Origin of the sequence: Paenibacillus riograndensis SBR5, from assembly GCF_000981585.1 — a bacterium.
GTDB classification, from domain to species: domain Bacteria; phylum Bacillota; class Bacilli; order Paenibacillales; family Paenibacillaceae; genus Paenibacillus_AQ; species Paenibacillus_AQ riograndensis.
The window spans coordinates 2,942,631-2,956,172 of sequence record NZ_LN831776.1; the positions used below are offsets into that span (position 1 = coordinate 2,942,631).

The 13,542-nt window shown below is 55.7% G+C and carries 12 protein-coding genes; 11 read left to right on the plus strand and 1 reads right to left on the minus strand.

The features are described from left to right. The first annotated feature begins 125 nt into the window (after window positions 1-125). From PRIO_RS11935 to PRIO_RS11955, 5 genes are all read left to right on the plus strand, one after another. Window positions 126-1,979: a UbiD family decarboxylase gene (locus tag PRIO_RS11935; protein WP_046502478.1), complete on the plus strand. Its 1,854-nt coding sequence runs from the start codon at window positions 126-128 to the stop codon at window positions 1,977-1,979. A gap of 454 nt (window positions 1,980-2,433) precedes the next feature. Beyond that, on the plus strand, window positions 2,434-3,006 hold the full coding sequence (locus tag PRIO_RS11940; protein ID WP_020433645.1) for a GNAT family N-acetyltransferase: 573 nt from the start codon (window positions 2,434-2,436) through the stop codon (window positions 3,004-3,006). A 3-nt stretch (window positions 3,007-3,009) separates the two neighbouring features. Beyond that, the gene (locus PRIO_RS11945) at window positions 3,010-3,927 is read left to right on the plus strand and encodes a helix-turn-helix transcriptional regulator (protein ID WP_020433644.1); all 918 of its coding nucleotides are present in this window, start codon (window positions 3,010-3,012) and stop codon (window positions 3,925-3,927) included. 402 nt (window positions 3,928-4,329) lie between these two features. Then, entirely contained in the window at window positions 4,330-5,349 is a 1,020-nt protein-coding gene (locus tag PRIO_RS11950) for an SDR family NAD(P)-dependent oxidoreductase (RefSeq protein WP_020433643.1), read from the plus strand. A 144-nt stretch (window positions 5,350-5,493) separates the two neighbouring features. After that, window positions 5,494-5,886, plus strand: a complete 393-nt coding sequence (locus tag PRIO_RS11955) for a MerR family transcriptional regulator (RefSeq protein WP_020433642.1) — start codon at window positions 5,494-5,496, stop codon at window positions 5,884-5,886. A gap of 139 nt (window positions 5,887-6,025) precedes the next feature. Here the strand turns inward: PRIO_RS11955 and PRIO_RS11960 are convergent, their stop codons facing one another. Next, window positions 6,026-7,186 carry a glycosyltransferase family 4 protein gene (locus PRIO_RS11960; protein ID WP_046502483.1) on the minus strand — a complete coding sequence of 387 codons (1,161 nt, stop codon included), beginning with the start codon at window positions 7,184-7,186 and terminating at the stop codon, window positions 6,026-6,028. A 422-nt stretch (window positions 7,187-7,608) separates the two neighbouring features. Here PRIO_RS11960 and PRIO_RS11965 point away from each other — a divergent pair, with 422 nt between their 5' ends. From PRIO_RS11965 to PRIO_RS11990, 6 genes are all read left to right on the plus strand, one after another. Continuing rightward, window positions 7,609-8,325, plus strand: coding sequence for a lantibiotic protection ABC transporter ATP-binding protein (locus PRIO_RS11965; RefSeq protein WP_046502484.1), 717 nt, complete (start codon window positions 7,609-7,611; stop codon window positions 8,323-8,325). Further along, window positions 8,318-9,076 carry a lantibiotic immunity ABC transporter MutE/EpiE family permease subunit gene (locus tag PRIO_RS11970; protein WP_020433639.1) on the plus strand — a complete coding sequence of 253 codons (759 nt, stop codon included), beginning with the start codon at window positions 8,318-8,320 and terminating at the stop codon, window positions 9,074-9,076. Before PRIO_RS11965 ends, PRIO_RS11970 begins: the two co-directional genes overlap by 8 nt. 2 nt (window positions 9,077-9,078) lie before the next feature. Beyond that, window positions 9,079-9,864 carry a lantibiotic immunity ABC transporter MutG family permease subunit gene (locus tag PRIO_RS11975; RefSeq protein ID WP_020433638.1) on the plus strand — a complete coding sequence of 262 codons (786 nt, stop codon included), beginning with the start codon at window positions 9,079-9,081 and terminating at the stop codon, window positions 9,862-9,864. A gap of 20 nt (window positions 9,865-9,884) precedes the next feature. Beyond that, on the plus strand, window positions 9,885-10,571 hold the full coding sequence (locus tag PRIO_RS11980) for a response regulator transcription factor (RefSeq protein ID WP_020433637.1): 687 nt from the start codon (window positions 9,885-9,887) through the stop codon (window positions 10,569-10,571). Window positions 10,572-10,586: 15 nt separating this feature from the next. Beyond that, window positions 10,587-12,044: a sensor histidine kinase gene (locus tag PRIO_RS11985; protein WP_020433636.1), complete on the plus strand. Its 1,458-nt coding sequence runs from the start codon at window positions 10,587-10,589 to the stop codon at window positions 12,042-12,044. A 116-nt stretch (window positions 12,045-12,160) separates the two neighbouring features. After that, window positions 12,161-13,486, plus strand: coding sequence for an MFS transporter (locus PRIO_RS11990; RefSeq protein WP_020433635.1), 1,326 nt, complete (start codon window positions 12,161-12,163; stop codon window positions 13,484-13,486). Window positions 13,487-13,542: the final 56 nt, after the last annotated feature.

The window sequence follows — 13,542 nt, forward strand, 5'->3', positions numbered from 1 at the left end:
GCGTCTCGATCAAAGGTATTTGTACCTTTGATTCAGGGCATCGCCTGGTGCGGCGTTGACCTGATGCCTCCCCTCATTGATAATAAGGAGAGTTCACATTTCTTCTGGAGATTGGAGTAAGACCCATGAGATACCGCAGTATGGAAGAATGTATTGTTGATTTGGAGAAACATGGACATTTGGTCCGCATACAGGAGGAAGTCGATCCTAATCTGGAGATGGCCGCGATTCATCTGAAGGTCTATGAGGCAGGCGGTCCGGCCCTGCTTTTTGAGAAAGTCAAAGGCTCGCGGTACCGCGCTGTGTCAAACCTGTTCGGGACTATAGAACGCAGCAAATTTATCTTCCGCGATACCTGGGAATCGTCCCAGGATGTGATCGCTTTACGCAGTGATCCCATGAAGGCGCTCAAGCAGCCCTTCAAATACATCGGGACAGGGCTGGCTGCCAGAAAAGCGCTCCCGCTGAAGAAAGGAAACGGTATACCGGCCGGCTTCGAGGAGATTCAGATCTCGGATCTGCCGCAGATTAAGCATTGGCCCGGCGATGGCGGCGCTTTTGTCACTCTGCCGCAGGTCTATTCCGAGGACCCCGACAAGCCGGGGATCATGAATTCCAATCTGGGCATGTACCGTATCCAGCTAAGCGGCAATGAGTATGAGATCAATAAGGAAGTCGGTGTGCATTATCAGATTCACCGGGGCATTGGCATTCATCAGACCAAGGCTACGAAAAGAGGACAGCCGCTCAAGGTCAGCTGCTTCATCGGAGGACCTCCCGCGCATACCTTGTCGGCAGTTATGCCTTTGCCCGAAGGGCTGAGCGAGATGACCTTTGCCGGGCTGCTGGCGGGCCGCCACTTCCGGTACAGCTATGTGGACGGCTTTTGTGTCAGCCGTGACGCCGATTTTGTAATTACTGGCGAGATTCATCCCGGCGAGACGCGGCCGGAGGGGCCTTTTGGCGACCATCTGGGCTACTACAGCCTGACCCATCCGTTCCCTGTGATGAAAGTGCATAAGGTTTATGCCAAGCAAGGGGCGATCTTCCCGTTCACTGTCGTCGGACGCCCGCCGCAGGAGGATACCTCTTTCGGGGAACTGATTCATGAATTGACGGGCGGTGCGGTGAAGCAGGAGGTGCCGGGAGTTAAAGAGGTGCATGCTGTAGATGCCGCAGGCGTGCATCCTTTACTGTTCGCTATTGGCAGTGAGCGCTATACCCCTTACCAGCAACTGAAGCAGCCGGCGGAGCTGCTGACCATCGCGAACCGGATACTGGGAACCGGCCAGCTTAGTCTAGCCAAGTACCTGTTCATTACTGCCGAAGAAGAGCGGCCGGTCAGCACGCACAACATCGAGGACTTCCTGGCCTATATTCTGGAGCGGATTAATCTGCACCGGGACATTCATTTTCAGACCAATACTACAATAGACACACTGGATTATTCCGGCACAGGGATTAACAGCGGCAGTAAAGTGGTATTTGCAGCGGTGGGAGAACAGAAGCGGACCTTATGTACGGAGGTGCCGGTGATACTGGAGAATCTGGAGAATCTGCAAGGGTTCGGACAGGCCAAAATGATTATGCCGGGGATCGTGGCCCTGCAGGGACCGAAGTTCACGGATTATGCGGAAGCACGGAAGGAAACGGACAAGCTGGGCGCCGCGGTTCAAGAGCAGGGGGCTCTGGATACCTGCCCGATGATTATTTTATGTGATGACAGCACGTTCATGAGTGAAACATTGAGCAACTTCCTCTGGGCAACCTTCACGCGCAGCAATCCTTCGCATGATATTTATGGGGTGAACAGCGGCGTAGAGAACAAGCACTGGTTCTGTGATAATGTGATCATCGATGCCCGTGTGAAGCCGCATCAGGCGCCGCCGCTGGTCCCGGATGCGGAGGTGGAGCGGAAGATTGAGCGCTTTTTTGTACAGGGAGCTGTGCTGGGCGGATTGAACGTGAAGAGAATTTGAAATGCCGTAAGAAGTGCGCGGCGGTATGGGGAAGTAAATAAGGGAACCACGGCAGGCGTTCAGGACGCGGGCCGTGGTTTTTATATTGTTGTAGGAAATGATGCAATGTCAAAAAATGCGGTCCTGCGGAATAGCCGAATTTTCTATCCATAACGGCTTTCCTGTCCGTAACGGCTGCGGATCGAGCGCGAAGGAGTACAAGGATCCGTCGTCAGCATGCTCTGTCGATTTTAGAGCGGTGGGGAATCCCTTCGGCCGTAAGCCCCGTGCTGTTTTTCACCCGCCAGGGTGATTTTGTACTGCTTGGATCATTAACGCAATAAGCAAAGCGGACTGAGAAGACGCCATTCGGCGAAACAGGCCCTCATAAGAATTGTTATGGAAAATTCCGCGTTACATTTGCTATATTGTGGGTGAATCTAACACCGTGAAGTAGAGATGAGGAGATAAACCTATGGAAGTTCTGGAAACACAGCGGTTAACGATAAGAGGCTTCCAGCCGGAGGACTGGGAGGATCTGCATGAATATCTTTCCCGGGAAGAGGTGGTGAGGTACGAGCCTTATGGGGTTTTTGATGAGCAAGCGAGCCAAGCGGAGGCACTTCGGCGGTCTGCGGACCCTGCCTTTTGGGCGGTATGCCTGAAGGAGTCCGGGAAAATGATCGGAAATCTGTATTTTCAGCAGCAGGAGCCGCTGACATTCCGGACTTGGGAACTTGGCTATGTCTTCAACAGTGCATTCCATAACAAGGGTTATGCGGCGGAGGCTTGTCAAAGGTTACTGGAATATGCTTTCTGTGATCAGCAGGTCCGAAGAGTGACCGCGCACTGTGATCCCCGCAACACTCCCTCCTGGCGTCTGCTGGAGCGTCTGCAGCTCCGGCGGGAAGGGCATTTGCTTCAGACCGGATATTTTAAACATGACCATGAAGGACATCCGCTCTGGCATGACACCTATGCCTATGGCATCCTAGATAGCGAATGGCTGAACAGCAGCCAGGCTGATTCGCAGAGGCGGAAGGTATAGCGGATGAAAATGGACCGTCTGCTGGGGATCGTGGTCTATCTCCTTAACCGTGAAACGGTTAGTGCCCGGGAGCTGGCTGAGAAGTTTGAAGTGTCGCCGCGTACCATCCAGCGGGATATGGCGTCCATCAGTCTTGCCGGAATTCCTGTAGGCTCGCAGCAGGGGCTGAATGGCGGCTACTACATCATAGACAGCTATAAAATGAACAGGCAGCTCCTCCAATCCGAAGATTATACATATATTCTTGCTGCGCTGAAAGGCCTGCTATCCGGGTATGACAGCCTGCGGGCACAGAGCACCGTTGAGATTATGACTTCCCTTGCTCCCGATAAAGCGGCACTTGGGCCAATGCTCCAGCTGAACCTGGGCGTGCTGCGTGAAGGAGAGGGGACGGGCGGAAATATAGCTCTGGTGGAAAAGGCCATAAGAGAGAAAATATGGCTTGGATTTCAGTATACGGATGCCCGCGGCGGCGTAACGGACAGAGGGGTGGAGCCGCTGCTTCTGACGTATAAATGGTACGCCTGGTATCTGTTCGCATATTGCTGCGACAAGCAGGATTACCGGCTGTTCCGGCTCTCCCGGATGCGGTCCGTTCACCTGATGTCCCAGACATTTACTCTGACGCATAAGGATGCGGAGCTGCTTCTGTCTGAGCATAGCGACCTCCGGCCGCAGACAAAAGTCCGTCTGGCCTGTATGGCAGAGCACAAGGTGCTGCTCCAGGAGGCGTTTCCGCAAGCAGAGCTGCTGGAGGAGCGCGAAGGTGAACTCCTGATGTCCTTTACGGTCCCGGAAGAGGAGCAGGGCTGGTTCGGAAAGCTGCTGGAGTACAGTCAACGGATCACGGTGCTTGAACCAGAGGAGCTGCGGCTGAGAATGCACACCCAAGCTGCATTTATATTGGAAAAATACCGCTGAAATGACGGTGGTGGCGGGGCCGCAGATTGTTCTTCATGCGGAAAAATGATTTCGAATGGAAGTGTGAACCGAGCCGGTGAATGCCATTATCGGCATGGGCGCCCGGGCATGTCCCATTTGGTCTTGAAGACGGGTGAAATGCCCGGCAGCGGAAGATTTTCAGGGGCAGGGAGTCAAGTGGAATTAGTTCACTTAATTGGATCCAAAAGCTTGCTGCAGAGGGATTAGTGGGAAAATGTAGACTTATTTTAAGCGAATTCACCTAAACAGGGGTGGATCGTTCAGCTTGGTTATCCTTTTTCCAGCTATTGCTTGCGGGGAAGCGGAAAGGGGAAACGCTTGCCTTAAAGTGAACTTTAAGGCATATAATGATCCCGAAGAATAGAATGGAGGGATCATCATATGGAATCACAAACCAAATCTTATCTTACGGTTCAAGCGCCGCTCGCAAGCGGGTTCGATGCCCGGACGACAGCCGCTGAGGTGATCGGCGGCCTGGATCTGACCGGCAAGGTAGCGATTGTAACGGGCGGATATTCCGGGATTGGACTGGAAACCTCGCGTGTGCTTGCCGAAGCGGGAGCCACTGTAATCGTTCCGGCACGGACTCCGGCAAAGGCCAAGGCTGCCGTCTCCGGCATCCCCCGCCTGGAGCTGGAAACTCTTGATCTGATGGACCCCGCCTCGATCGACAGCTTCGCCCGGCGGTTCATTGCTTCTGGGCGGCCGCTTCATTTCCTTATTAACAGTGCGGGCATCATGGCTGCGCCGCTGGCACGTGATGCACGCGGCTATGAGTCGCAGTTTGCCACCAACCATCTGGGGCATTTTCAGCTGACGGCCCGCCTCTGGCCTGCTTTGCGGCAAGCGGATCAGGCCCGGGTCATCTCGGTTTCATCCCGGGCGCACCGTCTGGGTGGCGTTGATCTCAGCGACCCGAACTTTGAGCGGCGGGAATATGACAAATGGAAGTCCTATGCCCAGTCCAAAAGCGCGAATGTGCTGTTCGCGGTTGCCCTGGACGAGAAAGCCAAAGTGTATGGAGTCCGTGCCTTTGCCGTTCATCCGGGCCTAATCCCTTCCTCGGGAATTGGCCGTTTTCTGAAGACGGAAGAAGTTGGTGTTAAACCCGTCAAGGTTCAACCGGCGCAAGAAGACGAGAAGGGAAAGCCTGCAAGCAACACAAACTCCGACTTCATGAAAAACACGGAACAAGGAGCGGCAACCAGTGTCTGGTGTGCAGTCAGTGAACAGCTTGCGGGACTCGGAGGCGTCTACTGTGAGGATGCCGATATTGCCGAAGCGGTTCCAGCCGACAGTGTGCAGGGCTCGGGAGTCTGGCCTTGGGCTATTGACCGTGAGGCCGCAGAGCGCCTGTGGGTGCTCAGCGAGCAGCTGACCGGAGTGAAATTCACAATTTGAACTGCTGCGGATGCCCGGACGGTCATGGCGGCAGATAGATTGTGTTCTGAAACCGTATCGGGAGGATCTTGACTTCAAGTGAACTTTAAGCCGTATACTAGAGAAAAACCGGATCACGGTTGTGATCAGAGGGGAGTGAACTCCTTGGGAATTTCCATCAAAGAGGCTTCGGAGAAGTTGGGCCTGCCTGCGCATACCATCCGTTATTATGAAAAGGAAGGGCTGCTCCCGTTCCTTCAGCGGGACGGGCACGGGAACCGGATATTCGGGGAAAAGGATCTGGAATCCATCTCGCTGATGAATTGTTTTCGGGCAACCGGACTGCCGGTGGCCACCTTGAAGCAAATGGTGGACCTGACGCTTCAAGGGGATTCGACCATTCCGCAGCGTGCGGCCATTCTCCGTGATTACAAGATGGACCTGGAGCGCCAGCAGCAGGAGCTGGACCGGGCTTTTGCCATAGTGAATATGAAGCTGTCCAAGTATGACTTGCTGGAGCAAGGCCAATTAGCCCCGCAGGATCGTATGGGCCTCTAATACATTACCTGCATCCCAAGAAGGGCGCCCGCCATGGGCGTCCTTCTTGGGATGGAACGAAGCGGGCAACGGTCACAATGCCTGCCATCCCGGTTCTTCCCCGCTGTCTTAAGCGAAGAGGTACCTTATCCGTCTGTCCTCAGGCGGTAAATATCTGCGCGCTGGCCTTGATGCGTCTGCTGTCGATGATTTCTTCATAATCCCGGATCAGTCCGTCAAAAATCTGTTCCCAGGAGCGGCCAAGCGCCTGTCTCCGCCCCTCACTCCCCATAGCCGTCCGCAGCATGGAATCGCTGGCCAGGCGGCATATTTCCTCCGCGAGCGAGCCCGGATCATGCGGCTGAAACAGCACCCCTGTAACCCCGGGCATGACCAGCTCCTTGCTCCCGCCTGCACCGGCGGCAACGACAGGCAGCCCTGAGGCCATAGCCTCCAGCACCACATTGCCGAAGGTTTCCGTGCTGGACGGGAACACGAACAAATCGGCGGAGGCATACAGCTCCGCCAGCTCTTCACCGTGCCTGGCGCCGGTGAAGGTAACATTGCGCGGTGCCTGGGCACGCAGCTCGGGCAGCAGCGGTCCGTCGCCGACCACCAGCAGGTGGACTCCGGCGGCAACGGATTCCGGCAGCTGCTGCAGAGCGTGCAGCAGGGTGGCGATATCTTTTTCCGGGGCAATCCGGCCTACATACAGCAGTATCAGCGGGTCGGCAATTCCATAGCGTTCCCTTACGCTGGCAGCTTGGCGTTTATCCGGGGAATACTGCCGGCAGTCAATGCCTCTGGACCAGAGGCGCAGCCGTTCGAAGCCCTGCTCCCGCAGGATCTCTGCCGTTTCCCGCGACGGGGCAAAGGTGGCACCGCAGGAGCGGTGGAACCATTTCATGTACCTCCAGTAGAGCGGAACAATCCGGCGCATGCGGTAATATTCAAGGTAACGGTCAAAATGGGTATGGTAGGAGGCTACATGGGGCAGGCCTTGCCTGTGAGCATAACGGAGGCCGCACAGGCCGATGTTGAACGGGGTAGCCATATGCAGCAGATCGGGTTGAAAAGTGTTCAGCTGGCTCTGAATGGAGGACATGCTCGGGAGAGCCAGCCTGCATTCCGGATAGAGAAAAAAAGGGATACTGGCAACAGGACGGACCGGATCGGGGTAGCTGTCCTCGGGGGCGGACTTGGGCGTGAACAGCAGATGCTCAATCCCCCGGCGGTTCAGGTGACTGGTTAACTGGCCAAGCGTGCGGGCAACGCCGTTGGTTTGCGGAAGAAACGTGTCCGTGAATAAAGCCAGGCGCATGGAATCCCTCCCTGTATGTTACTTGCCCTAATCTTATCAGGCGAATATTTCAAGGGCGTTAACCGGAGGTTAAACAAAACACGGTGGACAAAAAGTATATAAGATGAACATAAAAAAATCATAAAAGGAAGAAGTGCGGAGGGGAAGTTTGGAACTGGAAGAGCGAATGCGACCGCCTGAAAGCTTTCCGTAGGAAAGCTAGCATCGTAAGCATAATCAGTCACCGGATTTCAACCGCGAAAGGCGGTTCCATTCAAGAAATCTGGGGACAACAGCGGCTGGAAGTCCAAACATTCCCCGCAGTTACGACCATATCCCACAACGTAAAACTAAAGTTCATCTTGTATAATTCCAAAACATTATAAAATCTTTATTTTCTCTTGATAAGCTGTGTCCAGACAAGCAAGAGAGGATGGGATTAGATGCAATACATTTTGGAGACTAAACACTTAAACAAGCGGTTCAAGCGGCAGCAGGCCGTGGAGGACGTTTCACTGAAGATCCCGGCAGGGACGGTATACGGACTGCTTGGACCCAATGGGGCGGGCAAAACGACAACACTGAAAATGATTACAGGCCTTCTGCGCCCGAGCGGCGGAGAGATTCTGCTGGGCGGCAAGCCCTGGGAAAGAAAGCAGCTGGAGCGGATCGGCGCATTGATTGAATCTCCGGCGCTGTACGGGAATCTTACGGCCCGGGAGAACCTGACGGTGCATGCAAAGCTGCTGGGTCAGACTGCGCAAAGAATCGATGAGGTGCTGCACACTGTGGATTTACAGGAGACCGGCTCCAAAAAGGCTTCCCAATTTTCCCTCGGCATGAAACAGAGACTGGGCATCGCGATTGCTCTGCTGAACCGCCCGGAGCTGCTGATTCTGGATGAGCCGACGAACGGGCTGGACCCGCTCGGCATTCAGGAGCTGCGGGAACTGATCCGCTCCTTTCCGGCGCAGGGCATTACGGTCATTCTCTCCAGCCACATTTTGTCCGAGGTGGAGCAGATCGCCGACTATATCGGCATTATCAGCGGCGGGCGGCTGGGCCATGAGAGCAAAATACACAAAGGCGAGGATCTGGAGACCCTGTTCATGCAGGTCGTTGCCCGGAACCGGGAACAGGCGGGGGTGCACCATGCTTAATATCTTCCAGTCTGAGCATTTAAAATACAGACGCAGCTTTTCGGTAAAGCTGGTCTGGGCGGCCCCGCTGTTTTTTGTTCTGTTCGCGCTCGTAGCACTGCTGTATCTTCCCAAAGGACAGAGCCTGCCGGGTGACCTGTTTCTCGGTATGGTGTTTAACTGGTGGCCGTTTATATTTGTGCCGCTCGGCACGGCGCTGCTCTGTGCTCTGGCTGAGGTTAGGGAGCGCAAGGCCGGGAATTACCGCGGCCTCCGGCTGCACAATGTCCGTCCCGGTGCGTTATGGTTCGGCAAAATCATGGTGCTGGCCTACTATATGCTGCTGTCCTCCCTGGGAACTATTGCTGCTGCTCTGATTGCCGGCCTGCTGATTACCGATGCGACCCTTCCTGTTGAAAAGGTTGTGGTTGCCAGCCTGCTCACTTGGCTGGTATCGTTAAGCCTCATTCCGCTTCAGCTGCTGGCAGCGGCGTGGAAGGGCATGCCGGCATCTATCGGGCTGGGTGTTGCCGGTATGTTCGCCGGTGTAATTGCCGCACCCGGGCCGAACTGGCTCTATGTGCCATGGAGCTGGGCCCTGCGGCTGATGTGTCCGGTAGCCGGTGTGCATCCGAACGGGGTCCCGCTGGAATCCGGCAACCCGCTGCTCGAACCCTCGGTGATTCCGGTGGGGATTGCCGTATCCCTGCTGTTTTTTGCGGCCAGCTCCTGGCTTACGGGAGTGTGGTTTGCCCGGAAAGAGGTGAAATAGCGATGCTGCTGCGGTTACTATTTTCTGACTGGCTCAAAACAAAGCGGACGCCGGTCCGCTGGCTGACGGGGGCCGCCATTCTGGGCTACCCTGCGCTTCTGCTGTGGTATTTCGCCCGCCCTGCGCGTACGGCGGAGCTGCCCTATGAGATACATCAGGCCTTTTTTCAATCGGCCAGCATTATTCTGCCTGTCGGCATAGGGTTGCTGGCCGGACTGCTCGCGGCCCAGGAAGAGAACGCCGGGCATTTCAACGGCCTGCTGGGGCAGAGCGCCCCCAGAACGCTGATCTATCTAAGCAAGCTGCTGCAGCTGGTTATGCTGGTGACGGTATTCCTGTTCGGCTCTATGCTGGTGTTGTTATCCGGGATGCGCTACCTGCTGCATATCGAACAGCCTGGCATCGGGATATTTATGCTCAGCGGCTTGCTTGCACTGGCGGGCAGTCTGGCCCTGTGCGTGCTGCATTTGTTCCTGGCGCTCGCCTACGGGCTGGGCGCTTCCGTTGGAGCAGGAGGCGCGGGACTGCTGGTTGCCGCCATTATCGGCACCACTTCCATAGGCGACGCCATCTGGCCTTGTGTTCCATGGTCCTGGCCCGCTCGGCTGGCCGGACTTCCAGCCTTGGCTATGCCCGGGCTTACGCTGCCGGAGGGTTTCGTGTTATCCGGTTTCTTACGGGATGAGCTGTTCCGGGGACTTGTTCCGGCTTGTGCAGTATTCATGCTGGCGGCCGTTTGTAGTATACTATGGTTTTGCAGATGGGAAGGCCGTAAAAGCTACGAGTAACAAAAGACAGGAGGGATAAGGTGAGCAGAATTCTGATCATCGACGATGAGGTTGCCTTGGTTCTGCTGCTCACCGATGAGCTGCAGGCCAAGGGGCATGAGGTGCTGGCCGCTTACGACGGCAACGAAGGGGTCAGGCTGGCGGACAGCGAGCCTGACCTGGTAATCCTCGACATTATGATGCCGGGGATGAACGGCTTTGAGGTCTGCCGCAGCATCCGTGACCGGGTAAGCTGCCCGATTATTTTTCTGAGCGCCAGGCAGTCGGAAGCGGACCGGGTCCGGGGGCTGACTCTGGGCGGCGATGATTATGTGATCAAGCCGTTTGGCCTCCGGGAGCTGCTGGCCCGGATTGAAGCCAATCTGCGGCGGGAGGAGCGGTCGCGGCAGAAACCCCAGCAGCAGAGCCGGCTGCGGTTCGGCAAGCTGGAGCTAAGCCTTAAGGAACGGCTGGTCAGCGTGGCAGGAGAGCCGGTCGCGTTGACCCGGCGGGAATATGAGATCACCGAGCTGCTGGCGCTGCATGGCGGACAGGTGTTTTCGCGCGAGCATATTTATGAGAAGGTGTGGGGGTATGATGCCGAAGGGGATGCCTCCACCGTGGTGGAGCATGTCAAGAAAATCCGCGCCAAGCTGGCCGCTGCCGATCCTTCCGGCGATTATATCTCTACTGTATGGGGAATCGGCTACAAATGGACAAATCCGTAAGCAAGGAGCTGCCGTATGAACAAAAGACCGCTTAAAACCCAGTTTCAGCTGGCCTTCACCTATATTATCCTGGCCAGTGTAGTGGCGACGGTGGTTACCTATGCATTTGCCGTGCTGCTCTTTATGCGGGTGGAGAACAAGCTGGTCTATCCCGCCAATCATTATGAGAAACACCTGCCTGCCATCGAAAGCTACATTATGCAGCAGCAGACGGCACTGCTTGCCTCTTCTGCCAGAACGGCGCTGGAAGCGGCGATACCGGGTGAGGGCATCACCTACCAGGTGGTGGACAGGAATGGGGACAAAATATATGGCTCATTGGAGAATGTGAATGTTTCCGGCCGCACGGAGTTGTACAAGCGTCTGAATACGACCACCAGTGTTCAGGGAAGATATGTGCGCACGGTGCCGATCATCGATGGGGAAGGTTCAGTCAAAGGGGCGGTGCTGCTGTCCTATGCCCTGAAGCCTACCTATGTGAATGAATCCGGCAACTGGTGGCTGACGGTGATTTTTATTGGCGCACTGGTGTCGCCTTTCCTTTATATCATCCTGTTCGCCCTGCTCTTCTCGCGGGTGGTGTCGAACAACATCAACAAGCCGCTGCGCCTCCTGATGGAGGCTGCCCGCAAGATTAAAGAGAAGGATCTTGACTTCGAAATCGGCTACCATTCGGACAATGAGCTGGGCCAGCTGAGCAGCGCTTTTGACGAAATGAAGACAGAGCTGGAGAGCTCGCTTTCGGCACAATGGCGGATGGAGCAGGAGCGGGTGGAAATGGTCGAAGCGCTGGCGCATGATCTGAAGGCCCCGCTCTCCATTATCCGCAGCTACACCGAAGCGCTGATGGATTCGGGAGGGACGGACGATGAAAGGCTGCAGCGCTATCTTGGCGTGATTCACGAGAATGCGGGCAAAAGCAGCGAACTGGTGCGGCAGATGCAGTATACCTCGGATATGGAGCGGACGGATACCGTACTCCATGCGGAGACTTTTGAGCTGGCGCCGTTTCTGGAACGGAAAATCAAGGCTTACGGGCTGGAGGCGGGCCAAAAAGGGATTGACATCATTCTGCGGATGGAAGACGCGGCGGGGAGCTGTCTTTACACCGATGCAGAGCTGCTGGAGCGTATTCTCGACAATGTGGTGATGAACAGCCTGGAATATACACCAAGCGGAGGTTCAATTTCGGTGTCCGTTACCCTGCGCGGCAGCCGTGTCTTGTACGAAATCTGTGATACCGGCCCCGGCTTCAGCCGCAGGGATCTGGAGAAGGCTGTTCAGAAATTCTACCGGGGAGATGACGCCAGAGCCAGCAGGGACGGTCATTCCGGGCTTGGCCTGTATATTGCAAAACAGCTGGCTGCCAAGCTGGGCGGATCAATCCGGTTGAGCAACACGCCGGAGGGCGGAGCCTGTGTGGTAATTGAGCATGAAGGCGGCAGGTCGGAAGGGATAAGTGTCAGCGGTTAATATTCCGCAAACATTTGCTTAGAACCTCCATAACGTTTCCCGTGTATAATCTGTCCAAGTGCACCCGAGCTCACTTGGCCTGGAAATTTTGGTTACACGAGAGGGAAATGACGATCATGAATAAATCTGCGGTACGCGCTTGGCTTATGTATGATTGGGCAAATTCAGCATATGCGACAACGGTATTGGCAGCGGTGCTGCCAATCTTCTACAGTTCGGTGGCGGCCAGTGGCCTAAGTGAAAATACGGCAGCTTCGTATCTCGCGTATACTCACGCCATCGGGATGGCGCTGGTCGCTCTGGTGTCGCCGCTGCTCGGCTCCATTTCCGACCTGTCGGGCCGGAAAACCAGCTTTCTGACGGCATTTGCACTGCTCGGCATCGTCTCAACAATGGGCTTCGCCCTGGTCGGAGAGGGGGACTGGCTGCTCGCTTCCGCGCTGCTGGTACTCTCTACGCTTGGATTTGCCGGCAGTCTGACCTTTTATGACTCGATGCTGCCAGACCTGGTGCCCTCCGGGAAAAGAGATGATGTCTCCGCTAAAGGTTATGCTCTTGGTTATGTGGGCGGCGGGGTGCTGCTGGCGGTCAATCTGCTGATGATTCAACAGCCGCAGCTGCTGGGCATGAAGGATACGCCTGCAGGAACACGGCTCTCCTTTGTAAGTGTCGGATTGTGGTGGCTGATTTTCTCCATTCCGGCTATCCGCCGTGTGCCTAATCTTCCCCGGCAGACCGCCGGCTTAAGTGCTGGCGGATACGTTCGGGCAGCCGCCCGGAGAATCGGTGGTTCAACCCGTGACATCAAGCGTTATCCGCAACTGGTCCGGCTGATCGCTGCTTTCTGGTTCTACAATGACGGGATTAACACGATTATTCTAATGGCTACGATTTATGGAACGACGCTGGGGATCGGCTCAAGCGACCTGATTCTGGCGCTCTTGATCACGCAGTTTGTCGGTTTTCCAAGCACGATCCTGCTCGGCAAAACCGCAGAACGGCTAGGTGCCAAACGGATGCTTCTGGTCTCGCTTTTCATCTATGTGCTGATTGTAATCCTCGGCTTCGGCATGACCCGGGCTGTGCATTTTTATATCCTGGCGGTTATGGTGGGCCTGGTTCAGGGGGGAAGCCAGTCGATTTCCCGTTCCCTGCTTAGTGATCTGATGCCGCTGAAGCGCACCGGTGAGTTTTTTGGCTTTGTGAACATTACCAGCAAATTTTCTTCGATCTTCGGCCCGTTTGTCTTTGGGCTGGTGGGGCAGCTCACCGGGAATCCAAGACTTGGCATTCTCTCCCTGCTGCTGTTCTTCGGACTGGGGATTATGATTGTGCTGAAGCTCGATGTGGAGAAGGGGAAGCAGGACGCGCTGCAGGACGGAGATCCGCCGGTCCCGCCAGCTCCGCCGCATATTCCGGCACATGAGGCAGCAGAGGTGTAACCGCTGAATGGCTCTCCACGGACTCAGTGCTGCCCGGAGATAAATAAGCTTTGCAC

Coding starts and splice junctions, on each gene's coding strand:
- PRIO_RS11935 (WP_046502478.1), top strand. CDS start 126: ATGAGATACCGCAGTATGGAAGAATGTATTGTTGATTTGGAGAAACAT.
- PRIO_RS11940 (WP_020433645.1), top strand. CDS start 2,434: ATGGAAGTTCTGGAAACACAGCGGTTAACGATAAGAGGCTTCCAGCCG.
- PRIO_RS11945 (WP_020433644.1), top strand. CDS start 3,010: ATGAAAATGGACCGTCTGCTGGGGATCGTGGTCTATCTCCTTAACCGT.
- PRIO_RS11950 (WP_020433643.1), top strand. CDS start 4,330: ATGGAATCACAAACCAAATCTTATCTTACGGTTCAAGCGCCGCTCGCA.
- PRIO_RS11960 (WP_046502483.1), bottom strand. CDS start 7,186: ATGCGCCTGGCTTTATTCACGGACACGTTTCTTCCGCAAACCAACGGC.
- PRIO_RS11965 (WP_046502484.1), top strand. CDS start 7,609: ATGCAATACATTTTGGAGACTAAACACTTAAACAAGCGGTTCAAGCGG.
- PRIO_RS11970 (WP_020433639.1), top strand. CDS start 8,318: ATGCTTAATATCTTCCAGTCTGAGCATTTAAAATACAGACGCAGCTTT.
- PRIO_RS11975 (WP_020433638.1), top strand. CDS start 9,079: ATGCTGCTGCGGTTACTATTTTCTGACTGGCTCAAAACAAAGCGGACG.
- PRIO_RS11985 (WP_020433636.1), top strand. CDS start 10,587: ATGAACAAAAGACCGCTTAAAACCCAGTTTCAGCTGGCCTTCACCTAT.
- PRIO_RS11990 (WP_020433635.1), top strand. CDS start 12,161: ATGAATAAATCTGCGGTACGCGCTTGGCTTATGTATGATTGGGCAAAT.